General features: G+C 73.1%; 27 protein-coding genes. 15 read left to right on the top strand and 12 right to left on the bottom strand.

The features are described from left to right. Positions 1-28 precede the first annotated feature (28 nt). Positions 29-766, top strand: coding sequence for a FadR/GntR family transcriptional regulator (locus DEJ24_RS12935; RefSeq protein WP_111079030.1), 738 nt, complete (start codon positions 29-31; stop codon positions 764-766). Positions 767-914: 148 nt separating this feature from the next. Here DEJ24_RS12935 and DEJ24_RS12930 read toward each other — a convergent pair whose 3' ends face one another. Beyond that, positions 915-1,793 carry an ABC transporter permease subunit gene (locus DEJ24_RS12930; protein WP_111078970.1) on the bottom strand — a complete coding sequence of 293 codons (879 nt, stop codon included), beginning with the start codon at positions 1,791-1,793 and terminating at the stop codon, positions 915-917. After that, positions 1,790-2,719 carry an ABC transporter ATP-binding protein gene (locus DEJ24_RS12925; protein ID WP_111078969.1) on the bottom strand — a complete coding sequence of 310 codons (930 nt, stop codon included), beginning with the start codon at positions 2,717-2,719 and terminating at the stop codon, positions 1,790-1,792. The genes DEJ24_RS12930 and DEJ24_RS12925 overlap by 4 nt, the downstream gene beginning before the upstream one ends. Before the next feature lie 273 nt (positions 2,720-2,992). Between DEJ24_RS12925 and DEJ24_RS12920 the strand changes: the two genes are divergently transcribed. The 8 genes from DEJ24_RS12920 to DEJ24_RS12885 all read left to right on the top strand — a co-directional run bounded on the left by DEJ24_RS12920 (position 2,993) and on the right by DEJ24_RS12885 (position 12,972). Next, entirely contained in the window at positions 2,993-4,552 is a 1,560-nt protein-coding gene (locus DEJ24_RS12920; protein WP_111078968.1) for an NCS1 family nucleobase:cation symporter-1, read from the top strand. Positions 4,553-4,709: 157 nt separating this feature from the next. Next, the gene (locus DEJ24_RS12915) at positions 4,710-5,471 is read left to right on the top strand and encodes an aspartate/glutamate racemase family protein (protein WP_111078967.1); all 762 of its coding nucleotides are present in this window, start codon (positions 4,710-4,712) and stop codon (positions 5,469-5,471) included. Beyond that, positions 5,468-6,847: an allantoinase AllB gene (gene allB / locus DEJ24_RS12910; RefSeq protein ID WP_111078966.1), complete on the top strand. Its 1,380-nt coding sequence runs from the start codon at positions 5,468-5,470 to the stop codon at positions 6,845-6,847. Before DEJ24_RS12915 ends, allB begins: the two co-directional genes overlap by 4 nt. Continuing rightward, a complete protein-coding gene (locus DEJ24_RS12905; RefSeq protein WP_181436607.1) occupies positions 6,840-7,910 on the top strand; it encodes an acetamidase/formamidase family protein in 1,071 nt (356 codons plus the stop codon). Before allB ends, DEJ24_RS12905 begins: the two co-directional genes overlap by 8 nt. Next, positions 7,901-9,523 (top strand): AtzH-like domain-containing protein, encoded by a 1,623-nt coding sequence (locus tag DEJ24_RS12900; RefSeq protein ID WP_181436613.1) that lies wholly within the window; start codon positions 7,901-7,903, stop codon positions 9,521-9,523. The genes DEJ24_RS12905 and DEJ24_RS12900 overlap by 10 nt, the downstream gene beginning before the upstream one ends. Before the next feature lie 43 nt (positions 9,524-9,566). Continuing rightward, complete coding sequence (locus DEJ24_RS12895; RefSeq protein WP_111078963.1) at positions 9,567-10,847, top strand: alanine--glyoxylate aminotransferase family protein; 1,281 nt, start codon at positions 9,567-9,569, stop codon at positions 10,845-10,847. Next, positions 10,844-12,148 (top strand): allantoate amidohydrolase, encoded by a 1,305-nt coding sequence (locus tag DEJ24_RS12890; RefSeq protein WP_111078962.1) that lies wholly within the window; start codon positions 10,844-10,846, stop codon positions 12,146-12,148. The genes DEJ24_RS12895 and DEJ24_RS12890 overlap by 4 nt, the downstream gene beginning before the upstream one ends. Further along, complete coding sequence (locus tag DEJ24_RS12885) at positions 12,145-12,972, top strand: MurR/RpiR family transcriptional regulator (RefSeq protein WP_111078961.1); 828 nt, start codon at positions 12,145-12,147, stop codon at positions 12,970-12,972. Before DEJ24_RS12890 ends, DEJ24_RS12885 begins: the two co-directional genes overlap by 4 nt. Here the strand turns inward: DEJ24_RS12885 and DEJ24_RS12880 are convergent. After that, positions 12,939-13,454 (bottom strand): SRPBCC family protein, encoded by a 516-nt coding sequence (locus tag DEJ24_RS12880; RefSeq protein WP_111078960.1) that lies wholly within the window; start codon positions 13,452-13,454, stop codon positions 12,939-12,941. The genes DEJ24_RS12885 and DEJ24_RS12880 overlap by 34 nt on opposite strands. A gap of 36 nt (positions 13,455-13,490) precedes the next feature. Here DEJ24_RS12880 and DEJ24_RS12875 point away from each other — a divergent pair, with 36 nt between their 5' ends. The 4 genes from DEJ24_RS12875 (at position 13,491) to epsC (ending at position 17,387) form a co-directional block, all read left to right on the top strand. Beyond that, positions 13,491-14,579 (top strand): YeiH family protein, encoded by a 1,089-nt coding sequence (locus DEJ24_RS12875; protein WP_111078959.1) that lies wholly within the window; start codon positions 13,491-13,493, stop codon positions 14,577-14,579. Between the two features lie 96 nt (positions 14,580-14,675). Then, on the top strand, positions 14,676-15,713 hold the full coding sequence (locus DEJ24_RS12870) for a dipeptidase (RefSeq protein WP_111078958.1): 1,038 nt from the start codon (positions 14,676-14,678) through the stop codon (positions 15,711-15,713). A 154-nt stretch (positions 15,714-15,867) separates the two neighbouring features. Next, the gene (gene cysK, locus DEJ24_RS12865; RefSeq protein WP_111078957.1) at positions 15,868-16,806 is read left to right on the top strand and encodes a cysteine synthase A; all 939 of its coding nucleotides are present in this window, start codon (positions 15,868-15,870) and stop codon (positions 16,804-16,806) included. Further along, the gene (gene epsC, locus DEJ24_RS12860) at positions 16,803-17,387 is read left to right on the top strand and encodes a serine O-acetyltransferase EpsC (RefSeq protein ID WP_258374815.1); all 585 of its coding nucleotides are present in this window, start codon (positions 16,803-16,805) and stop codon (positions 17,385-17,387) included. Before cysK ends, epsC begins: the two co-directional genes overlap by 4 nt. 33 nt (positions 17,388-17,420) lie before the next feature. Here the strand turns inward: epsC and DEJ24_RS12855 are convergent, their stop codons facing one another. Beyond that, a complete protein-coding gene (locus DEJ24_RS12855; RefSeq protein WP_258374814.1) occupies positions 17,421-17,720 on the bottom strand; it encodes an excalibur calcium-binding domain-containing protein in 300 nt (99 codons plus the stop codon). Positions 17,721-17,838: 118 nt separating this feature from the next. On the opposite strand from DEJ24_RS12855, the gene DEJ24_RS12850 reads away from it, so the two are divergent. Further along, positions 17,839-18,222: an MmcQ/YjbR family DNA-binding protein gene (locus tag DEJ24_RS12850; protein ID WP_111078955.1), complete on the top strand. Its 384-nt coding sequence runs from the start codon at positions 17,839-17,841 to the stop codon at positions 18,220-18,222. Between the two features lie 115 nt (positions 18,223-18,337). On the opposite strand, the gene DEJ24_RS12845 is transcribed toward DEJ24_RS12850, so the two are convergent. The 8 genes from DEJ24_RS12845 to coaBC all read right to left on the bottom strand — a co-directional run bounded on the left by DEJ24_RS12845 (position 18,338) and on the right by coaBC (position 24,821). Next, entirely contained in the window at positions 18,338-18,973 is a 636-nt protein-coding gene (locus DEJ24_RS12845) for an MOSC domain-containing protein (RefSeq protein WP_111078954.1), read from the bottom strand. 152 nt (positions 18,974-19,125) lie between these two features. Further along, positions 19,126-20,010, bottom strand: a complete 885-nt coding sequence (locus DEJ24_RS16955) for a phospholipase (RefSeq protein ID WP_181436606.1) — start codon at positions 20,008-20,010, stop codon at positions 19,126-19,128. Between the two features lie 363 nt (positions 20,011-20,373). Further along, positions 20,374-20,829, bottom strand: a complete 456-nt coding sequence (locus DEJ24_RS12835; protein WP_111079028.1) for a MarR family winged helix-turn-helix transcriptional regulator — start codon at positions 20,827-20,829, stop codon at positions 20,374-20,376. A 187-nt stretch (positions 20,830-21,016) separates the two neighbouring features. Continuing rightward, positions 21,017-21,667, bottom strand: a complete 651-nt coding sequence (locus DEJ24_RS12830; protein ID WP_111078953.1) for a GntR family transcriptional regulator — start codon at positions 21,665-21,667, stop codon at positions 21,017-21,019. 127 nt (positions 21,668-21,794) lie between these two features. Beyond that, on the bottom strand, positions 21,795-22,232 hold the full coding sequence (locus DEJ24_RS12825; protein ID WP_111078952.1) for a DUF1810 domain-containing protein: 438 nt from the start codon (positions 22,230-22,232) through the stop codon (positions 21,795-21,797). Next, on the bottom strand, positions 22,229-23,056 hold the full coding sequence (locus DEJ24_RS12820) for a DUF2071 domain-containing protein (RefSeq protein ID WP_111078951.1): 828 nt from the start codon (positions 23,054-23,056) through the stop codon (positions 22,229-22,231). The genes DEJ24_RS12825 and DEJ24_RS12820 overlap by 4 nt, the downstream gene beginning before the upstream one ends. Next, positions 23,053-23,454, bottom strand: a complete 402-nt coding sequence (locus DEJ24_RS12815) for a hypothetical protein (RefSeq protein ID WP_111078950.1) — start codon at positions 23,452-23,454, stop codon at positions 23,053-23,055. Before DEJ24_RS12815 ends, DEJ24_RS12820 begins: the two co-directional genes overlap by 4 nt. 65 nt (positions 23,455-23,519) lie before the next feature. Then, complete coding sequence (gene coaBC / locus DEJ24_RS12810; RefSeq protein ID WP_111078949.1) at positions 23,520-24,821, bottom strand: bifunctional phosphopantothenoylcysteine decarboxylase/phosphopantothenate--cysteine ligase CoaBC; 1,302 nt, start codon at positions 24,819-24,821, stop codon at positions 23,520-23,522. 74 nt (positions 24,822-24,895) lie between these two features. Between coaBC and DEJ24_RS12805 the strand changes: the two genes are divergently transcribed. Then, positions 24,896-25,663 (top strand): NRDE family protein, encoded by a 768-nt coding sequence (locus tag DEJ24_RS12805; RefSeq protein ID WP_111078948.1) that lies wholly within the window; start codon positions 24,896-24,898, stop codon positions 25,661-25,663. Positions 25,664-25,705 lie beyond the last annotated feature (42 nt).

Below are 25,705 nucleotides of genomic sequence, written 5' to 3'. Positions count from 1 at the left end.
GTCAGGGTGGAGGGCGGAAGGGGTGCCGGTGACCGATCGCGCGACGGAGACCCGGGTCGACGAGGTCGAGGACCGGCTCGTGACCGCGGTCGCCGTCGGCGAGTACCTCCCCGGCTCCCGGCTGCCACCCGAACGCGAACTCGCCGGCCTGCTCGGGGTCGCCCGCGTCACGGTCCGCGGCGCGCTCGCCCGGCTCGTCGACCGCGGGTTGCTCGAGACCCGACGCGGCCGGGGCGGCGGGACCTTCGTCCGCGACCAGGAGGCCGGTGCCGCCTCGGACTCGGTGGGGCGCACGCTCCTGGCACGGTGGGCGGGGATCCAGGACACGGCCGACGCGATCGCGATCCTGCACGGTGCGCTCGCCGCAGCCGCCGCCGAACGGATCACCGCGGACCAGGCAGCCGGACTCCGGGAACGACTCGAGGCCTTCCGCACCGCGACCTCGGGGTTCGCCAAGCAGCAGGCCGACGCGGTCCTGCACCGCAGCATCATCGACGCAGCGCAGAACGAGGTGCTCCGCAGCACGCTCGCGTCGCTCGAGTCGCAGATCTCGATCGCGGCACCGGCGCACCTCTGGGGGACCGTCGACGGGATGGCGGCGATGGAGGCCCGGGCGCTGCGGGACCACGAGGAACTGGTCGACGCAGTCTGTGCGGGACGGGTGGCGGACGCCGGGCGCATCGCACGGCAGCACGTGGGGATCGACGTCGAGTTGCTGGAGCGCGCGATGCTCCGGGCGGGACAGGTGCCGACCGGGCCGGTGTGACGGTGCCGGACCGGTGTGACCGCTGCCGGACCGGTGTGACCCGTGCCGGACCGGTGTGATCGTGCCCGGGGGCAGGGACACGGGAGGCCCGTGGCGGAGTCGCCACGGGCCTCCCGTGCTGCTGGTGCTGCTGCCGGTGTCGTCCGGGTCAGACGTCGCGGCGCTTGGCCACGGTCATCGCCAGGGCGTTCACGACGACGACCTCGGCCAGGAGCACACCGGCACCGCTCCAGCCGTTGAGCGTGATGCCCTTCGGCGCGGGGGCACCCGAGTCGAACTGGTACAGGTGGGCACCGGCCGCGTCGGGCAGGAACTGGGTCACGTCGTTCAGCCAGTCGAGGTTCGCCAGCCCGGCGACGAGGCTGATGACCACGGGCAGGACCAGCAGGATGCCGAGCGTGATCGCGATGCCGCCCGCGCTCGAACGGACGAGCAGGCCGATGCCGAAGGCGAGCAGTGCCAGCAGGGTGACGTCCACCGACGCACCGAGGATCGGCATCCAGACGGACGGATCGGCCAGGTCGGGTTCGAGTCCCTTGCCGACCTGCAGGGCCGTCGAGATCCCGACGCCGATCCAGTTCGCCACCGCGCTGACGACGAAGGTGGTGACCGCGAGGACGGTCGCCTTCGCGACCAGGGCGCCGAGCCGACCGGGGTCGGCGGTGAAGGTCGACCGGATCTGTCCGGTGGCGTACTCGCCGGTGATGATGAGCACACCGAGCACGCCGACGACCAGGGCGGTCAGGTAGACGCTGATCGTGTTGATGCTGACGATCATGGCGTTCGCGCCGACGGTGCTCTGCTCGGTCCGTCCCGGTTCGAAGGCGGACCCGAGCAGGACGGCCAGGCCGAGGGTCAGGACGGCGATGACGGCGTAGCACCAGAACGTCGACCGGATGCTCCGGAACTTGATCCACTCGCTGCGGACGAGTCGGGTGTAGCCGAGGTGCACGTCACGCGAGGACAGGTCCCCCCGGTGGCGGTGCTGCTGGGTCGTCGGCTGGTCGGTCTTCTGCGGGGCGCTCATCGGGCTCCCTCCGATCGGTACTCGACGTCGTCGCGGGTGAGTGCCATGTAGGCCTCTTCCAGGCTCGCGCCGGTCGGGGTGAGCTCGTGCAGGACGACGCCGGCTCGGGCGGCGATGTCGCCGACGGTCGGTGCGTCCGGCCCGACGACGAGGAACGAGCCGTCCTCGCGCGGGGTGACCGTCGCGTTCGGGCCGATGGCGGTGAACAACTGGTCCGGCATCGGGGTGCGGACGACGACACGCGCCAGGCTCACGTTGCCCGCGTGGTCACCGGCACCGGCGACGAACTCGGCGATCGGGGCGTCGGCGAGCACCTTGCCGCGACCGAGCACGACCACGCGGTCGGCGGTCTGGGCCATCTCGCTCATCAGGTGGCTGGAGAGGAACACGGTCCGGCCCTCTCCGGCCATCCGACGGGCGAGCTGTCGGACCCAGAGGACCCCGTCGGGGTCCAGGCCGTTCACGGGCTCGTCGAGGATCAGGGTCTGCGGGTCGCCGAGCAGCGCTGCGGCGATGCCGAGCCGCTGCCCCATGCCGAGCGAGAAGCCGCCGACCCGCTTGCGGGCGACGGACTCGATGCCGGTCATGTCCATGACCTCGTGCACCCGCCGCTTCGGGATGCCGTGCGTCGCGGCGAGCGCGAGGAGGTGGTTGTACGCGCTCCGACCGGAGTGCACCGCCTTCGCCTCGAGCAGTGCGCCGACCTGCCGGAGCGGGTCGCGGTAGCTCTGGTACGGGCGGCCGTTCACCGTCGCCGTACCGGAGGTCGGCTCGTCGAGCCCCATGATCATGCGCATGGTGGTCGACTTGCCGGCGCCGTTCGGGCCGAGGAAGCCGGTGACGCTGCCGGGGTGCACGACGAACGAGACGTCGTCGACCGCGAGTTTGGGTCCGTAGCGCTTGGAGAGGTGCTGTACTTCGATCATCGCCGCCCACCGTACGGGGACGCCGGAGCCGGCCGCCTCCCCCTGGAGGCGGAGATCGCGACCTGCCTCGTGATCCTGCCGAGCGCCTCCCGTCGGCGACGGACGAACACCGGTGTCCTGCGCCGAACCCTCCCGCCATTTCGGAACGATCGTTCCAAGGCGGGTGTGATGTCACACGGTCGTCACACAGGGGAAACGGGCGGCGCGACCGAGGTCCGTAGCTTCGTGCCCAGGCAGACGCCGACCTCACCCTCTCCCACTCCGGAGGACGTCATGGCAACAGAAGTCGCGACACCCGTCGCAGCGCCCCACGCCCCCCTCACGCCGACCGCCCCTGCGGGCGCCGGCCTGATCAAGCCCGGGTACGACCCGGCCCTCACGAACGAGGACCTCGCGCCGCTGCGGAAGCAGACCTGGACCAGCTACAACGTCTTCGCGTTCTGGATGTCGGACGTGCACTCCGTCGGCGGGTACGTCACCGCCGGCTCGCTCTTCGCGCTCGGGATCGCCAGCTGGCAGGTGCTCGTCGCCCTGGTCGTCGGCATCCTGATCGTGCAGGTCTTCGCGAACCTCGTCGCGAAGCCGTCGCAGCGCACCGGCGTGCCGTACCCGGTGATCAACCGCGCGGTCTTCGGGGTCCTCGGTGCGAACGTCCCCGCGATCATCCGCGGACTCATCGCGATGGCCTGGTACGGCGTGCAGACCTTCCTGGCCGCCCAGTCGCTCAACATCGTGTTCCTCAAGTTCATCCCCGGCGCAGCCGCCCTCCTGGAGCCGTCGTTCCTCGGGTTGAACGCGCTCGGCTGGATCTCCTACGCAGTCCTCTGGGTCGCCCAGGGCGCCCTGTTCTGGATGGGCATGGACGCGATCCGGAAGTTCATCGACTGGGCGGGTCCCGCGGTGTACGTCGTGATGATCGCGCTCGCCGTGTACCTCGTCGCGACCGCCGGCATCGGCAACATCTCACTGACGCTCTCGGTCGGTGCGCCGATGTCCTTCGGTGCGAGCATCCCGGTGATGCTGTCCGCGATCGCCCTGGTCGTCAGCTACTTCTCCGGCCCGATGCTCAACTTCGGCGACTTCTCGCGGTACGGCAGGTCCTTCGCGGCCGTCAAGCGCGGCAACATGCTCGGCCTGCCGGTCAACTTCCTGTTCTTCTCGATCCTCACCGTGCTGTGCGCCAGTGCGACCGTCCCGGTGTTCGGCAAGCTCATCACCGACCCGATCGAGACCGTGCAGGCCATCGGCGCCCCGTTCGCGATCCTGCTCGGCGGACTCACCTTCGTGACCGCGACGGTCGGCATCAACATCGTCGCGAACTTCATCAGCCCCGCGTTCGACTTCTCCAACGTCGCACCCCGCCGGATCAGCTGGCGGATGGGCGGCATGATCGCCGCGGTCGGGTCCGTGCTGCTCACCCCGTGGAACTGGTACGGCAACGACCAGGCGATCCTCTACACGCTCGGCGTCCTCGGGGCGCTGATCGGCCCGCTCTTCGGCATCCTGATCGCGGGCTACTACATCGTCGGCAAGCAGCGGGTCGCCGTGGACGACATGTACTCCAAGGACCCGGCCGGCCGGTACTGGTACCGGAAGGGGTTCAACCCGAACGCCATCTGGACGCTCGTCACGACCGGTGCGGTGTCCGTCGCCAGCGCTGTGCTCCCGCCGGCCCTCGGGGTCGTCCCGTGGTTGAGCAGCTACAGCTGGTTCATCGGCTGCGGCCTCGGCCTCGTCGTCTTCTGGGCGCTCGAGCGTCGGTCGCCCGCCATGCCGCTCCTCGACGCCGACGACCCGACGGTCGACGACGGCGCCGCCCTCGGCCGCGCCTGACCGCCCTCGGTCGCGCCTGACCGGGGGACCCTCCCTGCACAGGGGCACCGCCGCACCGACTCCGGCAGGTGCCCCTGTGGACAGCCGGGAGGCCCGCCACCAGCCCGCGAGGATCGTCACCACCCACGCTCCACCCGCTCCACCGGAAGGACCCACGATGCGCATCCGCGTCGTCAACCCCAACACCACCGTCTCGATGACGGCGGCCATCGGCCGTGCCGCAGCCGCTGTCGCCGGACCGGGAACGGTCATCGAAGCCGTCCAGCCCAGCATGGGTCCGGCCTCGATCGAGAGCCACTACGAGGAAGCGCTGGCCGTGCCGGGGCTCCTCGAACAGGTGCTCGCCGGGGAGCGCGACGGGGTGGACGCCACCGTCGTCGCGTGCTTCGGGGACCCGGGCATCGACGCGGCGCGCGAGATCGCCCGCGGCCCGGTGATCGGCATCGCCGAAGGGGCGTTCCGGACCGCCGCGATGCTCGGTCGGCGCTTCGGCGTCGTGACCACGCTCGAGCGGACGACCGGCCGTGCACGCGAGCTCGCCGACCGCTACGGCTGTGCGTCCCTGCTGACCGAGGTCCGGGCGTGCGAGGTGCCCGTGCTGCAGCTCGACGACCCGTCCTCCGGCGCCCGGCAGCTCGTGGTCGACGAATGCCGTCGGGTGATCGCGAACGGCGCCGACGCCGTGGTGCTCGGCTGTGCGGGGATGGCGGAGTTCTGCGCGTCGGTGTCCGAGGAGATCGGGGCCCCGGTCGTCGACGGCGTCAGCGCCACGACCCTCCTCGCCGAGACGCTCGTCCGACTCGGGCTGACCACCGGCAAGCACGGCGAGTACGCGCCGCCGCCGCCCAAACGGTTCACCGGGGCGCTCGCGTCCTTCGAGCTCGACGGCGCCCGCGCGATGGTCGGAGCGGACGCATGACGAGCCTCCAGACCGCCGCGGTGGCGGACGCCGTCACGCCCGCCGACCTCGTGCTCCGTGCCCGCCGAACGTGGGTCGACGGCGCTTTCCGACCCGCCGCCATCGTCGTCCGCGACGGGCGTGTGGCGTCCGTCGAGCCGCTCGACACCGACGTCGTCGGGCACCACGACGAGACCGTCCCCGACGCCCACGTCCTGTTGCCCGGGCTCGTCGACACCCACGTCCACGTGAACGAGCCCGGGCGCACCGAGTGGGAGGGCTTCGCGTCCGCCACCCGCGCAGCCGCCCTCGGCGGGGTGACCACCGTCATCGACATGCCGCTCAACTCGATCCCGGCCACCGTGGACGTCCCCGCGCTGCAGGTCAAGCGGGCCAGCGCCGCCGGACGCGTCGCGGTCGACGTCGGGTTCTGGGGCGGAGCGGTCCCGGACAACGCCGGCACCCTCGCCGGCCTGCACGACGCCGGGGTCTTCGGCTTCAAGTGCTTCACCGCCCCGTCCGGGGTCGACGAGTTCCCGCACCTCGACCCGAGGCAGCTCCGGGCCGCGATCGCCGAGGTCGCCGCCCTCGACGCGCTCCTCATCGTCCACGCCGAGGACCCGGACCACCTCGTCGAGCACGACGCCCTCGGCCCGCGCTACCAGGACTTCCTCGACACCCGACCCGTCCAGGCGGAACGGTCCGCGATCGCCCGCGTGATCGACGGTGCGCGGGAGACCGGTGCCCGGGTGCACGTCCTCCACCTCTCCGACGCCGGCGCGCTCCCGATGATCCGCGCGGCGAAGGACGACGGCGTGCGGATCACCGTCGAGACCTGCCCGCACTACCTGGCCTTCGAGTCCGGCTCGATCCCGGACGGTGCCACGGCCTACAAGTGCTGCCCGCCGATCCGCGACGACGCCAACCGGGACGCACTGTGGGCCGGCCTCCTCGACGGCACCATCGACATGGTGGTCTCGGACCACTCGCCCTCGACCGCCGACCTCAAGGTCGACGACTGGGGCCTCGCCTGGGGCGGCATCGCCGGCCTGCAGGTGGGCTTCCGAGCGCTGTGGACCGAGGCCGCCCGCCGGGGGCTGCCCCTCGAGGCGGTCCTGCCCGCCGTGACCACCGGACCGGCGGCGCTCGCCGGGTTCACCGACCGTGGCCGGATCGTGCCGGGTGCGCTTGCACACTTCGCCGTGTTCGACCCGGACGCCGAGTCCACGATCGACGTCGACGCCCTGGCACACCGGAACCCGGTGTCCGCGTTCGACGGGCTCCAGGTCCGCGGCCGGGTCACCCAGACGTGGCTCCGCGGGCGGCGTGTCACCGGCACCACCGACGGCGTCACGACGGTGGACGTGGTCGCCGGGGAGCTGGTGGACCGTGGCTGAGACACGCACCGCCGCCGACGTGCACGTCGGGTCGACACCCGACGATGTCCTGTGGGGGCAGCTGCCGAGCCGCGACGACGCCCCCGTCCGCGCGGTCGCCCCGGGCACGGTCGTGACGATCGACACCGTCAGCCACGAAGGGCTGTTGTCCGACCAGGGGTCCGACCCGGTGGCGTTCTTCGGTGGGCACGGCGTCGAACCGGATGCCGTGCTCCAGGACGCGATCGACATCGTGCGGGATCTCGACCGGAACGCCGCCGACGGTCCGCACGTGGTGTCCCGACCGATCGCCGTCACCGGAGCCGAACCCGGCGACGTGGTGTCGGTGGCGATCCTCGCGGCGGTGCCTCGGGTGCCGTACGGGGTGATCTCGAACCGGCACGGACGCGGTGCGCTCCCCGGGGAGCTCCCGCGCGGTGACGGCCCCGTCTCGGTGTTCGCCGACGTCGTCACCCGCGACGGCGTCGACCACGGCCGGTTGCCGGTGGTGGCGGGCGGCCCCCGCGTGGTGACCTTCCCGCTCCGACCGTTCCCCGGCATCGTCGGGATCACCGTCGACAGCGACGTCCGGCCGCACTCCGTCCCGCCGGGGGCCCACGGCGGGAACATCGACATCGCCCTGCTGACCGCCGGCGCGACGCTGCACCTGCCCGTGCAGGTGCCGGGAGCCGGTGTGTACGTCGGCGATCCGCACTTCGCCCAGGGCGACGGCGAGGTCGCCCTCACCGCGATGGAGGCCTCGCTCCGCCTGACCCTGCGCCTCGACGTGGTCCCGCGTGCCACTGCGCTCCGGCGCTTCGGTGCCCTGGTCGGTCCGATCGCCGAGACGACCGAGTTCCTCGTGCCGACGGGCATGGACGCCGAACTGGACGAAGCCGTACGCCGATGCGTCCGGGCGGCGATCACCCTGCTCCGGGCACGGTGGGGCGTCGACGAGCACCTGGCGTACGCGTACCTCAGCGCCGCGACCGACTTCCGCATCTCGCAGGTCGTCGACCTCGTCTGCGGAGCACACGCGACCATCCGCAAGGCGGACTTCGACGCGGTGGTGCCGTGCGGCTGACGGGGACGTGGCCCGCCGGCCTCGAGTCGGCGTTCCACGAGTACGAGTCGGCCCTGATGCGGGACGACACCGCCGTGCTCGACGCGCTGTTCGAACCCGGCCCGGGCACCCTGCGCGGCGACGGCGCCGGCCTGCTGCGCGGGCACGGGCAGATCAGCGCGTTCCGCTCGTCCCGCGGCGGTGTCGCCCGCCGGGAACTGGTCGGCGTGGACGTGCAGGTCCTCGGCCCGGACGCCGTGCTGGTCGTGGGCGAATCGCAGTTCGTCGACGGCGGGCGCGGCCTGCAGACCCAGCTCTGGTGCCGGACCGACGGCGCTTGGCTGATCCGCACGGCGCACGTCACCGGACGCGCGCCGGCGTTCGACCGGTCCGTCTGGCGCGTGCTCGGCGACCCGCTCGTCCCCGGCGGTGGTGCCGACGCCGGCCTCGGTCCTGGTGCTGACCTCGGTCCTGGTGCTGGTCCCGGTCCTGGTGCTCGCCCCGGTCCCCTCGCCGGAGTCCGGGTGGCGGTGAAGGACCTCTTCGCCGTCCGCGGGCAGGTCATCGGCGCGGGCAACCCGACGTGGCAGGCCGCAGCCGCCGTCGAGCACGAGCACGCCCCCGCGGTCGCGATGCTCCTCGACGCCGGAGCCGAGCTGACCGGCATCGCCCGGAGCGACGAGTTCGCCTACGCGCTCGCCGGCCGGAACGCCCACTCCGGGACGACGCCGAACGGTGCGGCACCACAGCGGATCGGTGGCGGGTCGACCTCCGGTTCGGCTTCGGCGGTCGCGCTCGGGCAGGCGGACCTCGGTCTGGGCACGGACACGGCAGGCAGCATCCGCGTGCCCGCGTCGTACCAGGGGCTCTGGGGGCTCCGGACGACCCACGGCACCGTATCGCGGAGCGGCGTGCTGCCCCTCGCGCAGACCTTCGACACGGTGGGCTGGCTGACACGTGACCCCGAGCTGCTCCGGCAGGTCGTCGGCATCGCACTCGGTGACACCGCTGCGCAGCTGCGCGGTGCCGACGCCGGCGCGATCCGGACGGCTCCGCTGCTCCTGAGCGACGCGTTGCTCGACGCCGCCGAACCCGGCACCCGGAGCGCGTTCCTGGCGTGGGTCGAGCGGACCGGTCGCCCGGTGCGGTCGGTCGAGCTGCCCGACCTGGACGACCTCGCCGAGACGCTGCGGATCGTCCAGGCCGCCGAGGCACACCGGAACCACGGTGACTGGGTCGCTGCGCACCCGGGGGCACTCGGAGCCGACGTCGCCGAGCGGTTCGCGGCCGCGGCGGCCGTCACGGCGGAGCAGGAATCGGCAGCGCGAGTCCGCCTCGTCGAACTCCGGACCGCGGTCCGACGGGTGATCGACGACGGTGTCCTGGCCCTCCCCACGGTGCCCGGACCCGCGCCGAGCCGCACGGCCGACACCGCAGCCGTGCTCGTCACCCGTCGGGCCACACTCCGCATGACGTCCGTCGCCGGGGTCGGCGGCCTGCCCGCGGTCAGCATGCCGGCGCTGCACCTCGCGGACGCTCCCGTCGGGGTCTGCCTCGTCGGACCGACCGGTGCCGACCTCGCGCTGGTCGACCTCGCGATCGACCTGTCCTCTTCATCCGCAACACGTTCGTAACGCGCGTTCCACTACTCTCAACCGTGGAACGGAAGGATCAACCATGCACCCCGTGAACCCGCCCGCACGTCTCCTGATGGGCCCCGGCCCGATCGACGCCGACCCCCGCGTCCTCCGCGCACTCTCGACCCCGCTGGTCGGGCAGTACGACCCGTGGATGACCGAGACGATGAACCAGACGCAGGAGCTCTACCGCCGGGTGTTCGGCACCGCGAACGAGGCCACCGTCCTCGTCGACGGCACCTCCCGTGCCGGCATCGAAGCCGCCCTCGTCTCACTGCTCGCCCCCGGCGACAGCGTCCTGGTCCCGGTGTTCGGCCGGTTCGGGCACCTCCTCGCCGAGATCGCCGGACGCGCCGGAGCGACGGTGCACACGATCGAGACCGAGTGGGGCCAGGTGTTCCCGGCCTCGGTGATCGAGGACGCGATCATCCGGGTCCGACCGAAGCTCCTGGCCGTCGTGCAGGGCGACACCTCGACGACGATGAACCAGCCGCTCGACGAACTCGGCGCGATCTGCGAACGGCACGGCGTGCTGTTCTACACGGACGTCACCGCCTCCGTCGGTGGGAACCCGCTCGAGGTGGACGCCTGGGGCATCGACGCCGTCAGCGCCGGACTGCAGAAGTGCCTCGGCGGCCCCTCCGGTAGCGCACCGCTGTCGCTCTCACCGCGAGCGGTCGCGGTGCTCGACGGGCGTCGGAGCGTCGAGGCCGGCATCCGCGAGCCCGGCGACGAGGTGTCCGACCACCCGATCCAGTCGAACTACCTCGACCTCGCGATGATCATCGACTACTGGGGGCCCCGGCGCCTCAACCACCACACCGAAGCGGCCTCGATGCTCTACGCGGCGAACGAGTGCGCCCGGATCCTGCTCGAGGAAGGCCGCGACGCCGTGGTCGAACGGCACGCCCGCGCCGGCCGCGCGATGCTCGAGGGTGTCCGAGGCCTCGGTCTCACGGTGTTCGGGGACGTCGGCCACAAGATGCACAACGTCGTCGCGGTGGAGATCCCCGACGAGGTCCAGGGGGACGCGGTCCGCTCCGCGATGCTCGAGGACCACGGCATCGAGATCGGCACGTCGTTCGGCCCGCTGCACGGACGGGTGTGGCGCATCGGGACGATGGGCTACAACGCACGGAAGGACGCCGTCGTGACGACCCTGGCCGCCCTCGAGCAGTCCCTCCGTCGCGGCGGGAAATCCGTGCCGCAGGGCGGTGGCGTCGACGCGGCGCTCGACGTCTACGCCGGTCACGGTGCGGAACCCGACGCCGAGCTCGACGCTGAACTCGACGACGAGCTCGGCGACGGGGTACGCGCGTGAGCGCGGCCGTCCAGGTCCCCGTCGCCAGCGCTCCGGCTCGCGCTGCCGCCGACCGGATCGTCACCCGCTGCGACGAACTCGCCGCGATCAGCGAGACCGCGGGGCACATCACCCGGGTGTACCTGTCGCCCGAACACGCCCGCGCGAACGCCGTCGTCGACAACTGGATGCAAGACGCCGGGCTCGACACCTGGCAGGACGCCGCGGGCAACCTCCACGGGCGGACCGGTCGAGCCGGGCCGGACGTACCCGTCCTGCTGCTCGGGTCGCACCTGGACACGGTGGTCGACGCCGGCCGGTACGACGGGGTCGTCGGTGTCCTCATGGCGATCGAGGTCGCCGCGCGCCTGCAGCAGGCTCGTGCCGAGCTGCCGTTCGCGCTCGAGGTCATCGCGTTCTCCGACGAGGAGGGCACCCGGTTCGGCAAGGCCCTGCTCGGGTCCTCCGCGGTCGCCGGCGTGTGGGACGACTCGTGGTGGGACCTCCGTGACGGGGACGGCACCACCCTCCGTGCCGCCTTCGAGTCGTTCGGGCTGGACCCGGCCCAGGTCGGGCAGGCTGCGGTCGACCCCGCCTCGCTCGTCGGGTACCTCGAAGCGCACATCGAGCAGGGGCCGTACCTCGAGCACGCCGAACAGGCACTCGGCGTCGTCACCAGCATCGCGAGCGCTCGCCGGTTCACCGTGCGGGCGGTCGGCGAAGCGCGTCACGCCGGCGGCACCCCGTACGAGCGCCGCCACGACGCCCTGCTCGCCGCTGCCGAGGCGGCCCTGGCGGTCGAGCGGATCTGTCGCACGGAGCAGCACATCGGCACCGTCGGCACGATGGCCGTCGAACCCGGGGCGGTCAACGTCGTGCCCGGCCTCGCGACGTTCGCGGTCGACCTCCGCGGCGAGTTCGACGACGGACGTGACCGTGTCTGGGACGAGATCGCCGAGGCGTTCCGTGAGATCGGGGCGCGGCGCGGCGTGGACGTCACGCCGACCGAGGTGCACCGGGCACCGGCGGTCTTCTGCGCCCCGCACCTGATGGACGCCGTCCGTGCGGGCATCGTCAGCACCGGTGAGCCGGAACCGCTCGAGCTGTTCTCACGCGCGGGGCACGACGCGATGTCCCTCGGCCGGGTCACCGACGTTGCGATGCTGTTCCTGCGCAACCCGGACGGCATCAGTCACCACCCGGACGAGTTCGTCTCCGCCGCCGACGTCGCGCTCGGACTCGACGCGCTCGTCGGAGCGATCGAGCACCTCGCCCGGTCGAGCGACACCCGCCCGCCTGCGACGACGGCGGTGGAGGCATGAGCGTCCCCGACGTCCGCGGACGCATCGATACGGTCTGGGAGCGCCTCTCACCGGCCGAACGCCGGGTCGCCGCGATGATCCGCCACGACCCCGAGCTCCTGCTGGTCGGCACCTCGGCGCAGTTGGCCGCCGAGTCCGGCACCTCGAAGGCGACGGTCTCGCGGCTCGTGCGGTCGCTGGGGTTCCAGGACGCCGCCGAGGTCCGCCAGAACCTCATGTCGGCGCGGGGGACCGGCCTGCCCTGGGCGGCGGAGGACGCCGCCCACGTCGACCAGCGTGCGGTGGAGGCGCGGAACCTCGACGCGGCATTCGCCTCCCTCGCCCGTGCCGACCGTCCGCGCCTCTCCCGACGGATCGTCCGCGCACGGCGGGTCCTGGTCTTCGGCGAGCGCGGCGCGTACCCGATCGCGCTGCAGCTCCGTGCGCAGCTCGCGCAGGTCCGTCCCGACGTCCGCGTCGGGCCGTCGCCGGGACAGCGCCTGGGGGAGGAGGTGGCCGACCTCGACCGCCGCGACCTCGTGGTCATCGTCACGGTCCGGCGGCACGCCGCGGGGGTCGACCGTCTCGTCCGACACTGCGTCGGGACCGGGGCGGACGTCGTCGTCATCGGGGACCCGACCGCCGCCGTCATCGCGGCGCCCGCGACCACCGCGGTGCTCTGCCCCGTCGACTCGCCCTCGGCGTTCGACTCGCTGGCGGCGCTGTTCGCGGTCGTCGCGGCGATCACGAACGACGTGTACGAGGCCTCCGGCCCCTCCGGTCGCACCCGGGTGGAAGCGGTGGCGAACGCCTACGACACGCTCGGCGAACTCGCCGGCTCCTGATCGACGTCACCCGGACCTCCGACGGTGCCGGCGGCGCGGAGCTCGGCGGCGAGCGACCGGTTCCGCTCCCGGATCAACCGCACCAGGTACCGCCGCAACACCAGCCCCTCGGCGATCCGCCCGAGCGCACCGAACGGTGCCCGGAAGGTGATCTCGTCCACCATGCGGGTCCCGGTGGGCGTCGCCTCGAACCGGTGCCGGTGCCGGAACCGGGCGAACGGTCCGCGCACCTGTTCGTCGACGAACGTGTGGGGAGCCTCCAGGGCGGTGATCTCGTTCGTCATCCGCCAGACGACCCCGAAGTGGCGGGCACGCCAGGTCACGCTCTCGCCGATCCCGATCAGCCCGTCGGTGCGTCCGGCGACGGCCTGCTCACCGGACGCGGCCATCGACCGCAGGTGCGCGCCGATGTCCAGGGACAGCGCGAACGCCTGCTCGGGTGGCACAGGCAGGTCGGTCACGATCCGGAAAGCAGCGCTCACCCCTCGATCCTGGCGCACGGGCGGCAGGATGGTCACGTGACCGATGCCGCCCCGACTCCGCTCGACCGTGCCGGGAGGCTCGTCCCCGGCCTCGCGCTCGCCACCGGCATCGCCGTGGTCGCGACCGTGATCGGGCGGTTCCTGCCGGTCGTCGGAGCGCCGGTCAGCGGGGTGGTGATCGGCGCGGTCCTCGGGACGGTGCGACGTCCGGGTCAGGTGTTCCGGCCGGGGATCACGACCGCGAGCAAGACCGTGCTGCAGTCCGCGGTCGTCCTGCTCGGCGCGCAGCTGTCGCTCGTGCAGGTCGCCCGGGTCGGGGTGCAGTCGCTGCCGGTGATGCTCGGCACCCTCGTCATCTGCCTGGTCGCAGCGTGGGGGATCGGTCGGGCGCTCGGTGTGGTCGGCAACCTCCGGACCCTGATCGGCGTCGGGACGGGCATCTGCGGGGCGTCGGCGATCGCTGCCGTCACCCCGGTGATCGGGGCGGTGTCGATCGAGGTCGCGTACGCCGTGTCGACGATCTTCCTGTTCAACGTGGCCGCGGTCGTCGTCTTCCCCGTGGTCGGGCACGCCCTGGGCATGAGCCAGCACGCGTTCGGGCTGTTCGCGGGGACGGCGGTGAACGACACCTCCTCGGTCGTCGCCGCAGCGAGCACCTACGGCTCGGGGGCGGCGGACTTCGCGGTCGTCGTGAAACTGGTCCGGACGCTCATGATCATCCCGGTGGTCCTCGGCCTCGCGTGGCTCGTCGGGCGCCGGGCCGAGCGGTCGGCGACGACAGCGGGGGACGTGGCGCTGGACGGGACCGGGATCGACCCCGCCGTCGCACCCGCTCGACCGAGGTGGTCACCGCGCCGCGTGTTCCGTCTCGTGCCGTGGTTCCTCATCGGCTTCGTGCTGGTGGCCGCCGTGAACTCCACCGGGGTGATCCCGGGGCCTGCGCACCCGGCGATCGCCATGGTCGCCGCGTTCCTCATCACCGTCGCCCTGAGCGCGATCGGCCTGTCCACCGACATCGCCGGGTTCCGCCGCGCCGGGTTCCGGCCGCTGGTCCTCGGTGGGTCGCTCTGGATCGTGGTGTCGCTGTCGAGCCTCGGCCTGCAGGCCCTCACCGGCAGCATCTGACGCCGGCAGCCGAGCAGACCCCGCCCGGCAGGCCCCGTCCGGCAGACCCCGTCCGGCAGACCGCGTCCGGCAGACCTCGCCCGGTACGGTCGGGGGATGGACCTCGACGCCCTCCCCTTCCCCGTCATCGACGGCCACAACGACCTGCCGTGGGAGCGTCGCGAGACGCACGGGTCCGGCGTCGAGGGCATCGACTCCGAGACCGAATCGCTGCACACCGACCTGCCGAAGCTCCGTGCCGGTGGGGTCGTCGGCCAGTTCTGGTCGGTGTTCGTCCCGGTCGAGGAGCCCGACCCGGTCCGGACGACGCTGCAGCAGATCGACCTCGCCCATCGCATGATCGAGCGCTACCCGGACGACCTGGCGCTCGCGCGGACCGCCGCCGAGGTGCGGGCGGCGATCGCCTCGGGCCGGATCGCCTCGCTGCTCGGCGCCGAGGGCGGGCACTCGATCGGTGACGACCTGGCCGTCCTCCGCGACTTCGCACGGCTCGGCGTCCGGTACATGACGCTGACGCACAATGACGACACCCCGTGGGCCGATTCGGCCACCGGTGCCCGGGCGCACGGAGGCCTGACCGACCGCGGGCGCGAGGTCGTCGCCGAGATGGAACGGATCGGCATGCTCGTCGACCTGTCCCACACCGCACCCACCACGATGCGGGACACCCTCGACGTGGCCACCCGGCCGGTCGTGTTCAGCCACTCGTCGACGGTGGCGATCGACGACCACCCCCGGAACGTGCCGGACGACGTGCTCGCGCGCTTGGCCGACAACGGCGGCGTGGTGATGCTCACCTTCGTGCCGAAGTTCGTCTCCCGGGCCTGGGCCGACTGGGAAGAGTCCGGCGCCGCCGGCGAGCCGCCCCTCGTCACGGTCTCCGACGTCGCGGACCACGTCGAGCACGCCCGCAGCGTCGCGGGTGCGGCACACATCGGCCTCGGCGGGGACTACGACGGCACGCCGGTGCTGCCGTCGGACCTGCGCGACGTCTCGCGGTACCCGGTGCTCGCCGAGGAGCTCCGCCGCCGCGGCTGGGGCGACGGTGATCTGCGGGCGCTGGCGGGCGGCAACGTGCTCCGCGTGCTCGAGGCCACCGACGACCGGTTCGCACGCACCGCCCACGTCCGCTGACCGGCGGTTCCCGGCGCACCCCCGAACTGGTGCCCCGTCGTCGCGCGCGCAGCACGTCACACCAGGGATGTGCCCCGGGCCGGCTCGCTAAGATCAGGCCGCACACCGAGCCTCCTGGGATGGAGGCCCTGGGACCGACGTGAGGACGCAACGCATGACCGGCACCATCTACGACAACATCTCCCAGGCCTTCGGCAACACCCCGCTCGTGCGGCTGAACCGACTGCCCCAGGAGGGCGGGGCCGAGGTCCTCGCCAAGCTCGAGTTCTACAACCCGGGCGCCAGCGTCAAGGACCGTCTCGGCGTCGCGATCATCGACGCGGCCGAGGAGTCCGGTGACCTGGAGCCCGGCGGCACGATCGTCGAGGGTTCGTCGGGCAACACCGGCATCGCCCTCGCCCTCGTGGGTGCAGCCCGCGGGTACAAGGTCGTCATCACGATGCCCGAGACCATGAGCGTCGAGCGCCGGGCCGTCATGCGTGCGTACGGAGCGGAGATCGTCCTGACCCCGGGCTCCGAGGGCATGAAGGGCGCCGTGGAACGCGCCGGTCAGATCGTCGACGAGACCCCGGGCGCGATCCTCGCCCACCAGTTCGAGACGACCGCGAACGCGGCGATCCACCGTCGGACCACGGCGCAGGAGATCCTCCGCGACACCGAGGAGCACGTCGACGTGTTCGTCGCGGGTGTCGGGACCGGTGGCACCATCACCGGCGTCGGGCAGGTCCTCAAGGAGCGCGTCCCCGGTGTGCAGGTCATCGCCGTCGAACCGGCCGACTCGCCCCTCCTGACCAAGGGCACGGCCGGTCCGCACAAGATCGCCGGCATCGGGGCGAACTTCATCCCCGAGGTCCTCGACCGTTCCGTGATCGACGAGGTCATCGACGTCGAGCTCGACGACGCCCTGCGGGTCGCCCGCGCGCTGGCCACGGAGGAGGGCATCCTCTCCGGCATCTCCTCGGGTGCCATCATCCACGCAGCCCTGCAGGTCGCGGCGCGGCCGGAGAACGCCGGCAAGCGCATCGTCGCGATCGTCTGCGACACGGGGGAGCGCTACCTCTCGACGGTGCTCTTCGAGGGGCTCTCTGCGTGACGACGGCTCCACGCCGCGGCGTGCTGCGGACGGTCCGGGAGGACCTCGCCGCCGCACGCCGCGGTGACCCCGCCGCGCGCGGGGACCTCGAGAACGCGATCGTCTACTCGGGGCTGCACGCGATCTGGGCGTACCGGGTCACGCACCGGCTCTGGATCGCGCAGGGCCTGCCCGGGTCGCGGACGGCGGCGCGGATCCTCGCGCAGGTCGCGCGGACCCTCACGGGCATCGAGATCCACCCCGGGGCCCGCATCGGTCGCCGGTTCTTCATCGACCACGGCTTCGGTGTCGTCATCGGCGAGACGGCGGTGGTCGGCGACGACGTCCTCGTGTTCCACGGTGTGACCCTGGGCGGTCGGGGTGGAGGCCCGGGGCCGGACTCCAAGCGGCACCCGACGGTGGGCGATCGGGTCGTCCTGGGTGCCGGCTCCGCGCTGATCGGCGGGATCACGGTCGGTGACGACGCCGTCATCGGCGCGGGGACCGTCGTCACGAAGGACGTGCCGGCGAACTCGGTCGTGACCGGGATCGCCGGCACCGCACGTCCGCGGTCCGGGCACGAGGGCGTACCGGAGCTCTGAGGCCGAGCTCCCGGGCGTCCGGGGACTGCCGGGTCAGCTCTTCTCGCAGGCGATCCCGTCGGCGTCGCGGTCCATCTTCTTGTTCGCGTTGTAGAGGGCGTCGTCCTTCTTCACGGTGCCCTTGAGTGCGCGGTACGAGGTCTTGCCGCCGGAGGTCACCTTGTTCTGGGTGACGGACTTCTTGGCGATCCCGCCCGAGTACACCTTGTTGACGGCGGTGCAGTTGGCGTAGGCCTTCGGCGCGGCGGAGGCGCTCGTCGCGGTGCCGGCGACGCCGCCGACGGTGAGGGCGAGGGCGACGGCAGCGATGCCGAGGGTTCGAATGGTCGTCACGGGTTCCTCCTGGAGGTGCGTTCGCCGACCGTCGGGTACGTGCGGCACGACGAGGGTACTGCCGATCATTGAGGGAACTTCACCCCCACAACGAGGCAGGAACGGGCATCCTGGTGCGATGGACGGGACCACCCTGCACACGATCGTCGCGCGGACCGCGATGGCGCTGCCGGCCGTGACCGAGACGCAGCCGTTCGGCGAGGGGACCGACGTCTACAAGGTCGTGGACAAGATGTTCGCGATGAACGCGGAGCTCCGCGGTGTGGCGATCGTGAACCTCAAGTGCGCCCCACCCCACGGCGCCGCGCTGGTGCGGGACCACCCGGAGATCACTCCTGGGTGGCACATGGACAAGCGGCACTGGATCACGCTGTCGCCGGGGGAGGGGATCGACGAGCAGATGGTCGAGGACCTCGTCGCGAACGCCTGGGACCTCGTCGTCGCCGGCCTGCCGCGTGCCCGTCGCCCGTACGACCCGGGCCGTGGCGCCGGACAGGCCTGACGCGCGCCGGACTGCCGGGCCAGCGCGGAACCCGCGGGCCGGCGCGGAACCCGTGGGGCCAGCGCCGGACTGCCGGGCCGGCGCGGAACCCGCCGGGTCAGCGCGGAGCCCGCGGTCAGACGGCTGCGCGCCGGAGGGCGAGCTGGGCCTCCCGGACGACCTTCGGCGCCAGTCCGCCGCCCGAGGCGAGCACCGCCGTGGCCTGCTCCGCCGTGAGTCCGGCGGACATCTGCCCGATCGTGACCCCGTGCTCGGGGCGGTCCAGCACCGTCACCGCGTTGCCCGCGGCGACCACACCGGAGCGCCGGACCCGGAAGTACGCGCCGGGACGGCCCTCTTCGGCGAAGCGCTTGACCCACCTGTCGACCTGCATCCGGCGCGCGAAGGTGCCGCAGGGGGTCCGCGGGATCGTGACCTCGAGTTCCAGGGTGTCGCCGATGCGCAGGCGCTCCCCGATGACCAGGCCGGTGACGTCGATACCCGTCGTCCGGAGGTTCTCGCCGAACAGCCCGGGCGGGATCGGCCGGTCCAGCTGTTCGGCGAAGTACGCGGCGTCCTCGTCGGCGTACACGTAGACGGCCTGGTCCTCGCCACCGTGGTGCTTGCGGTCCGCCTGCACGTCCGCGTACAGCCCGAGCGGGCGGACGCGGACCGGCCCGTCGACCGGGCGTTTGTCGATGGCGGTGATGCCGATCGTGCCGGAGTCGCGGTGCAGCTGTTCGACGCGGCAGACGGCGGTGACGACGGGCATGGGTCCACCCTGCCGTACGGCGGCCCCACTCTGCACCTGGCAGCTCGACACGCAGGCCGATCTGCGCCGTCAGCAGGAGGAGGGGACCGTGCAGCCGCAGCGACACCGGACGGATCTCGTCGACGCTCGGACCCATCGGCACCCGGTCCGGCTCAGTACCAGTTGACCGCCTGCGAGTGCGACCACGCACTGCACGGGGTGCCGTAGGAGCCCTCGATGTACTGCAGGCCCCACGCGACCTGGGTGGCGGCGTTCGTCTGCCAGTCCGCCGCGATCGAGGCCATCTTCGAGCCGGGGAGTGCCTGCGGGATGCCGGTCGCGCCACCGTTCGCGTTGACCGCGCGGTAGTCCCAACCGGACTCCTTGGTCCACAGGCTGTCGAGGCACTGGAACTGGTCGGATCCCCAGCCGTACTGCGACGACGCCAGCGCGGCGGCTGCGGCCCGGGCGCCGGCGGGGGTGTTCACCCGAGCCTGGGCCTCGGCGGCTGCTCGCTCCGCCGCGGCCCGCTCGGCAGCGGCCTCCGCCGCTGCTGCCGCGTCCGCGGCACGCTTCGCGGCCGCCTCTCGTGCGGCGGCGGCCTGTGCGTCGGCGTGGTCCTGGTCGGCGCTCGCCTGGGCGACGTCCTGCGTGGTGTCGACGGTCGACGCGATCCGTTCGGTCAGCGCCGAGCCGGAGAGCGAGGTGTAGTCGGACAGCGAGGCGATCCGGCGTTCGAGCCGGGAGGTGTCGGTTCCGTCGTTCGCGTCCCGGACGACCGTGCGTGCCGTCGAGATCGTGGCGGCGGCCTGGGCCCGGTCGAGGTCGGTGCCGGACAGGTGGGGCGTCGCGGTGGCGCTCGGGACACCGAGCGCCTCGCCGAGTGCGGGCTGCGTGATGGTGAGGGCGCCGCCGGCGATCGCGACGACCGCCGCGCTGCCGGCGATCAGGACGCCGTGCCGACGGAGGGTCCGGCGCATCCGGCGGGACGGGGTGTCGAGGGCTGCGCGGCGGGTGCCGGGAGCCGGGGTGCTCGTGCGGGGAGTGGTTCTCGTCATCGTTTCCGGGTGTCGGCCGGCTCGTGGTGCGGGTCCGTGCGGGCGTCGAGGCGTGGCGTGCGCACGGGCGGTGCGCACGCCGGTCACCGGTGCCCGTCGACCGTCGGCGGGACGATGAGGGCTCCGGAAGGGCAGGAGGGTGGGGGACCTGCTGTCAGCGCGTCGTCGCTTGGACCCGCGAGCCGGGGGAGGACCGGACGGTGATGTGGGGCCCGTCCGTTCCGCCTCCGGGCGGTGACGATCACGTCACTCGCGGGGGCGAAGCGGCAACGATGACCCGCGATCCTGGGCGCCCGGTCCGTGTCCACTCCCCGAACGGTCGGTCCACCGTCCGGTAACGGTTCAGTAACGGGCCGGTGGCGATCAGCGTGCGGGGCTGGCCTGGCTCGTCGGGCTCTGCGCGACCCGCTCGAGGGCGTCGAGTGCCTTCGCGATGGAGCCGACGTCATCGGGGGACAGCTCGGCGATGAGCCCGGCGACGATGCCGGTGCGCTGCGACCGGGCCGCGTCCACGGCGTCCATGCCCGCCCGGGTCGCGCTCACCATGAAGGCCCGACCGTCACGGGGGTCCGGGTCCCGGACGATGAACCCGCGCTGTTCGAGCTCGGTGAGGATCCGGGTCATCGTGGGCTTGGTGACGACCTCGATCCGCGACAGGTCGCCGGGGCGCAGGGGGCCGTGCTGCACGATCGACGCCAGGGCCGAGACGATGCCGTAGCCGAGCGAGGCCGAGTCGGTGCGTGCCCGCCGGTTGATCCGGCCGACGGCCGCGGCGAGGCGTGCGGCGACCTCGGTGCGGTCCGGGTCGAGGTCGGTCATGGTCGCTCCGCGGGTGTCGTTCGGGTGGTGAGCACGATCGTAGCGGTCGGGGAACACGCGTCGAACGGGGGACACGGCTGTGGTCTCGGCCGACGGCGCCCGATGCCCGGCACGCCGCCCGCCCGCCGCGACCGACCGACGGCGATCAGATCCTGTACGGACGCTCAGGACATCCCGCGGGTCCGGGTCATCGCTTCGCTCCCGGGAGCAGGTGGATCGCCTCCGTCGCCAGTTCCGCCGCGACGTTGTCGCCGTCCGCGGTTGCCGCCCGCAGGCGTCGGAAGTCCGCGGTCATCTGGTCCCAGTCGAGGAGCTCGTCCAGGTTCGGCAGGCGCAGTCGGAACGCCAGGCCGTCCATCGTGTCCTGGCAGACCCGCCGCAGGTTCTCGTTGCCGCACTCGGCGACGTACAGGGCGAACACCCCGAGCGCGTCGCGGTTCACGGCCGGGACGTCGTGCGCCTCGAGCTCGGAGATGGTCTTGTCGAGCGCGCCGAGGATCCGCTTGCGTGTCGCGGTGCCGAGTCGGGGGACCGCCAGACGGACGACGCCCCCGAAGAGCACGCCGAGGGTCTGCATGGCCTCGATCACCTCGGCCGGGTCCGGGGTCGTCACCCGCGTGTACCGGTTCGGTGCCATCTCGATGAGTCCGGCACGAGCGAGTTGGCTGAGTGCCTCGCGGATGGGTGTCCGCGAGACCCCGAGCCAGGCGATGAGCTCGTCGTCGTTCAGGCGTTCCCCGGGCTCGAGCGTGCCGTCCATGATCGCCTCGTGGATCTTCTGGCGGACGGTGTCGCGGAGCAGCTTGTGCTCGGTCGGGGCGCTGCTGGGGACCGGCATGGGAGGCCTTCCGGGTTCAGGACGGGTGCCCGCTCACCGTACCTGATGTGGTACCGGACGGTTGCCGGGCCGAGCGCGCTCGGAGCCGGTGGGCCCAGCGGCCCGTGCGCTCCGACGCCCCGTGGGGTCAGAGCCCGAGCAGGCGGAGCGTCTCCGGGTCCTCGGCCCCGTCGAACCACCGGTCGAGCACGGCGGTGAACAGCGTCGGGTCGTCGGCCGCCCGGGCGAAGAGCGTCATCGACGAGCGGGCCTTCAGCGCGTCGATCCCGCCGAACAGCTCCTCGGCCGAGGTCGCGGGCGCGTCGAGCACGGTCGCCGCGACCGTGCGCAGTCGCGGTCCGAGCACCGGGTGCGCCAGGTACGCGCGCGCCTCGGCCAGTCCGGACACCGCGTACCGCTGCGCGGTCGCACTCCGTCCGAGCCCGGCGACCTGCGGCATGACGAACCACATCCAGTGGGAGCGCTTCCGCCCGGCCGCGAGTTCGGCCAGGGCGGTGTCGTGGACTCCCTGCTGCGCGGCCACGAACCGGTCGAGACCGTACGGGTCACGTGCTGCGTCGTTCACCGGACCACGTCCCCCCACGCGTACCGGACCGTGGTGCCGTCCACCACGAGGAGCGAGTCGGGCTCGCGGTCGAACAGTCCGGGCAGCCCCACCGCATCGGGGAGGTCACCCTCCAGGCGCTCCAGTCGGGCCGACCGCACCGTGAGGGGCGCGTGCTGCCGCTGCCAGTACAGCGTCTGAGCGAGCAGCCGCGCGTGGATGCCGGCGCGGGTCGTGAGGTCCGCCGCCAGCGCCGAGCGGTCGACCTCGCCGGCCACGACGCGGACCGAGGCGGCGTGGCCTGGGCCGGTCGTGCCTCCCGTCCGACGGGCCTGGCGGACCGCGCGGATCGGGTGCCGGACCCGGTCCGGGTGGCGGACCGACCGGTGGCCGAGGGTCTCGCCACGGCGACGGGAGCGCGCCCAGGCGAACGTGTAGGGGACGCCGAGCAGTGCGTGCGCGGCGACGATCGCGGGCACGTTCGGGGTGTCCACGGTCAGGTAGGCGATGCCGCGTCGGCCGACGTCGTCGACGGTGAGGACCTCGACCGTGACCTCCGTCATCGAGCCCAGGCGGGTCGACGGCGGGAACGGCGGCACCTGCGTCTCGCGGAAGACGTACGAGACGAGGCCCACCCAGGCGCTGCCGTCCACGATGTCCGGCCGCGTGCCCCGGGGGACGAGGCGGGCCAGTGTCTCCGGCTCGCACCGCCAGTGCGCGAAGACGATGTCGTCCCAGGCGTGCACCGTCACCGCCCGGTGTCGGAGCGCGACCGCGGCACGGGTGCGCGGATCTGCGTCGCCGGCCCCGAGGCCGGCCGGCGGCTCCTGGCCGTCGTCGGTCATCGGCGTGGGGCGTGCCGGGCGACGCGGACCGCCGACGCGACGAGCGGCGCCTGCAGCGGTAGCCGGAGGACCGCGATCAGGCGTGCCGCCCGGGAGGCCCGTGGGTGCTCGAGCAGGTCGCTCGCCATCTTCAGGTTGGCGGGGAACACCGCGAGGAAGAGGGCGGCCGCCGCCCAGCCCGCGCGTCGCCGGGTCGCGGGGACGAGGAGACCGGCGGCGATGCCGAGCTCGGCGAGACCCGAGACGAGCGTCGTGGTCCGGGGCGGCAGGGCCTCCGGGACGATCCGGTCGTAGCCTCGGGGACGGAGGAAGTGGGTCACCCCGGCGCCGCCCAGGAGGAGGGCGAGGACACCGGCGGTCCTCCTGGCACGTCGTGCGCGTTCGGTCCGGCGTCGCATCGCCCCATCGTGCCCGACCGCACACCGTCCACGCCCAGGTCCGGTCCAGGGGAGCGCGGGTGCGCTCAGGTCAGCGCGGTCGCGACCAGGTCGAGCACCGCCGTGGCCACCTCGGCCTTCGTGCCCGAGGTCTCGCGGACGACCGCGCCGCCGGGGACGAGCACCTCGATGGCGTTCTCCTCGCGCTCGAACCCGTGCGACCACCCGACGTGGTTCACGACGAGCAGGTCGGCCGGCTTCCGGGCGATCTTGGCACGGCCGAGTTCGAGGCGCGCCTCGCGGTCGGGTTCGGTCTCCGCCGCGAAGCCCACGATCACCTGCCCGACCCGGCGTGCGGCGACGAGTTCGGCGAGGACGTCGGGGTTCTTCACAAGCTCGAGGGTCATCCGGTCGCCCTGCTGCTCCTTCTTGAGCTTCGACTCGAGCACCTCGGCCGGTCGGTAATCGGCGACCGCCGCGGTCATCACCAGGACGTCCGCATCCGGTGCTTCGGCGTGCATGGCGGCGGCGAGCTCCTGCGCGGACCCGACCCGGACGATGCGGACCGGCAACCCCTCGGTGAGGCCGGGATCGGTGTTCGCGGCGACGAGGGTGACGTCGGCACCTCGGCGGGCGGCCTCGGCGGCGAGCGCCACCCCTTGCCGGCCGCTCGACCGGTTGCCGACGAAGCGGACCGGGTCGAGGGGCTCGCGGGTGCCACCGGCGCTGACCACGACACGGACGCCGGCCAGGTCGCCCTGCTCGCCCCGGGCGTCGGTGTGGAGGCTCGGCACGGCGTCGAGCGAGCCGGTGCGGTCCGGCGCTTCGGCGGCCTCGAGCATCGCGAGTGCCGCGACGACGATGTCCTCCGGCTCGGACATCCGACCGATGCCGGCGTCGTCCCCGGTGAGCGCGCCGACGACCGGCCCGACGACGTGCACGCCGCGGGCCCGGAGGGTGGCGAGGTTCGCCCGGGTCGCGGGGTGCTCCCACATCTGCGGGTGCATGGCGGGGGCGACGACGACAGGGGCTTCGGTGGCCAGCAGGGTGGTGCCGAGCAGGTCGCCGGCGAGCCCGGCGGCCATCTTGGCCAGGCTGTCGGCGGTGGCGGGCGCGATCACGACGAGGTCGGCGCGACGGCCGAGCGCGACGTGTCGGACCTCGGCGACGTCGTCCCAGACGCTGGTCGAGACGGGGTTGCGGCTGAGGGCCTCCAGGGTGGGCAGGCCGACGAACCGCAGCGCGCCCTCGGTGGGGACGACGTGCACGTCGTGGCCGCGCTTGACCAGGTCCCGGACGACGCCGACGGCCTTGTAGGCGGCGATCCCGCCGGTGATGCCGACGACGACGGTGCGGGGACGGGCGGGCTGCGTGGCTGCGTCGTTCACAGCGCTCACGCTACCCGGGCGGCTCCGCAGGCCGCCGGGTCGGTTCCCGGAGTGCGGGTGGCAGGATCGGCCCCATGTGCACCGTCGTCGTCCGTGTCGATCCCGGCGCGGCGTGGCCCGTGACCGTCCTGGCGCTCCGGGACGAGTCCCCGGACCGGCCGTGGGACCCGCCGGCCGCGTGGTGGCCGGACCGTGACACCGGCGTCGTCGGCGTCCGGGACCAACAGGCGGGAGGCGCGTGGCTGGCCGCGTCGGACCGCAACGGCCTGGCCGTGGTGCTCAACCGGTGGGAGTCGACCCCGGGCGTCGACGGCACCTGGACCACCCGGGGGACCCTGCCGCTGGACGCGGTCGTCGACGAGGTCGTCCCGGCCGCGGACGGTGTCCTGCCGACGAGCCGCGCGTTCAACCTGGTCCGCGCCACCGCCGACGGCGCCGAGGTCGTCACCTGGGACGGCACCGCCGTCCGGACGACGGCGCTCGGACCGGGCGTGCACATGGTCACGCACGGGGAGCCGGACGATCCGGCCGCACCCCGGATCGGGCGGTGGCTCGACGCCTTCCGTGCGGTGCCCGCTCCGACCGGGCCGCCGGCCGCCGAACCGGCCGACGAACTGCGCACCACGCCGGACGACGGGTGGGCGCCGTGGTTCGGGGTGCTCGCCAGGTCCACCGCGCTGGCACCGGACGACCGGGACGCGATCCTCCGGGACACGGTCGAGCCGGAGGGGCACTTCGCGACGCTCTCGATCGTGGCCGCGGCGGTCGGACCCGGGCGGACGGTGCTCCGGCACACCAGGCTCGCGGAGCCGGGGGAGTTGCGGCTCGACACCGCCCACTGACAAGGGGGTGGCGGGGCGGGGGCGGGACGGGCCTCCCGGCTG

The sequence above is a fragment of the Curtobacterium sp. MCPF17_001 genome (assembly GCF_003234615.1).
Lineage (GTDB): Bacteria > Actinomycetota > Actinomycetes > Actinomycetales > Microbacteriaceae > Curtobacterium.
This window is presented reverse-complemented; position numbering and strand designations above follow the sequence as displayed.

What these genes read in the sequence shown, in the direction of transcription:
- DEJ24_RS12850 (WP_111078955.1), top strand. Translation starts at nt 17,839, where the DNA reads ATGGACGGGACCACCCTGCACACGATCGTCGCGCGGACCGCGATGGCG.
- DEJ24_RS12915 (WP_111078967.1), top strand. Translation starts at nt 4,710, where the DNA reads ATGCGCATCCGCGTCGTCAACCCCAACACCACCGTCTCGATGACGGCG.
- DEJ24_RS12830 (WP_111078953.1), bottom strand. Translation starts at nt 21,667, where the DNA reads ATGCCGGTCCCCAGCAGCGCCCCGACCGAGCACAAGCTGCTCCGCGAC.
- cysK (WP_111078957.1), top strand. Translation starts at nt 15,868, where the DNA reads ATGACCGGCACCATCTACGACAACATCTCCCAGGCCTTCGGCAACACC.
- DEJ24_RS16955 (WP_181436606.1), bottom strand. Translation starts at nt 20,010, where the DNA reads ATGACGAGAACCACTCCCCGCACGAGCACCCCGGCTCCCGGCACCCGC.
- DEJ24_RS12885 (WP_111078961.1), top strand. Translation starts at nt 12,145, where the DNA reads ATGAGCGTCCCCGACGTCCGCGGACGCATCGATACGGTCTGGGAGCGC.
- DEJ24_RS12870 (WP_111078958.1), top strand. Translation starts at nt 14,676, where the DNA reads ATGGACCTCGACGCCCTCCCCTTCCCCGTCATCGACGGCCACAACGAC.
- DEJ24_RS12895 (WP_111078963.1), top strand. Translation starts at nt 9,567, where the DNA reads ATGCACCCCGTGAACCCGCCCGCACGTCTCCTGATGGGCCCCGGCCCG.
- DEJ24_RS12925 (WP_111078969.1), bottom strand. Translation starts at nt 2,719, where the DNA reads ATGATCGAAGTACAGCACCTCTCCAAGCGCTACGGACCCAAACTCGCG.
- DEJ24_RS12920 (WP_111078968.1), top strand. Translation starts at nt 2,993, where the DNA reads ATGGCAACAGAAGTCGCGACACCCGTCGCAGCGCCCCACGCCCCCCTC.
- DEJ24_RS12845 (WP_111078954.1), bottom strand. Translation starts at nt 18,973, where the DNA reads ATGCCCGTCGTCACCGCCGTCTGCCGCGTCGAACAGCTGCACCGCGAC.
- DEJ24_RS12835 (WP_111079028.1), bottom strand. Translation starts at nt 20,829, where the DNA reads ATGACCGACCTCGACCCGGACCGCACCGAGGTCGCCGCACGCCTCGCC.
- DEJ24_RS12805 (WP_111078948.1), top strand. Translation starts at nt 24,896, where the DNA reads ATGTGCACCGTCGTCGTCCGTGTCGATCCCGGCGCGGCGTGGCCCGTG.
- DEJ24_RS12815 (WP_111078950.1), bottom strand. Translation starts at nt 23,454, where the DNA reads ATGCGACGCCGGACCGAACGCGCACGACGTGCCAGGAGGACCGCCGGT.
- DEJ24_RS12930 (WP_111078970.1), bottom strand. Translation starts at nt 1,793, where the DNA reads ATGAGCGCCCCGCAGAAGACCGACCAGCCGACGACCCAGCAGCACCGC.
- DEJ24_RS12820 (WP_111078951.1), bottom strand. Translation starts at nt 23,056, where the DNA reads ATGACCGACGACGGCCAGGAGCCGCCGGCCGGCCTCGGGGCCGGCGAC.
- allB (WP_111078966.1), top strand. Translation starts at nt 5,468, where the DNA reads ATGACGAGCCTCCAGACCGCCGCGGTGGCGGACGCCGTCACGCCCGCC.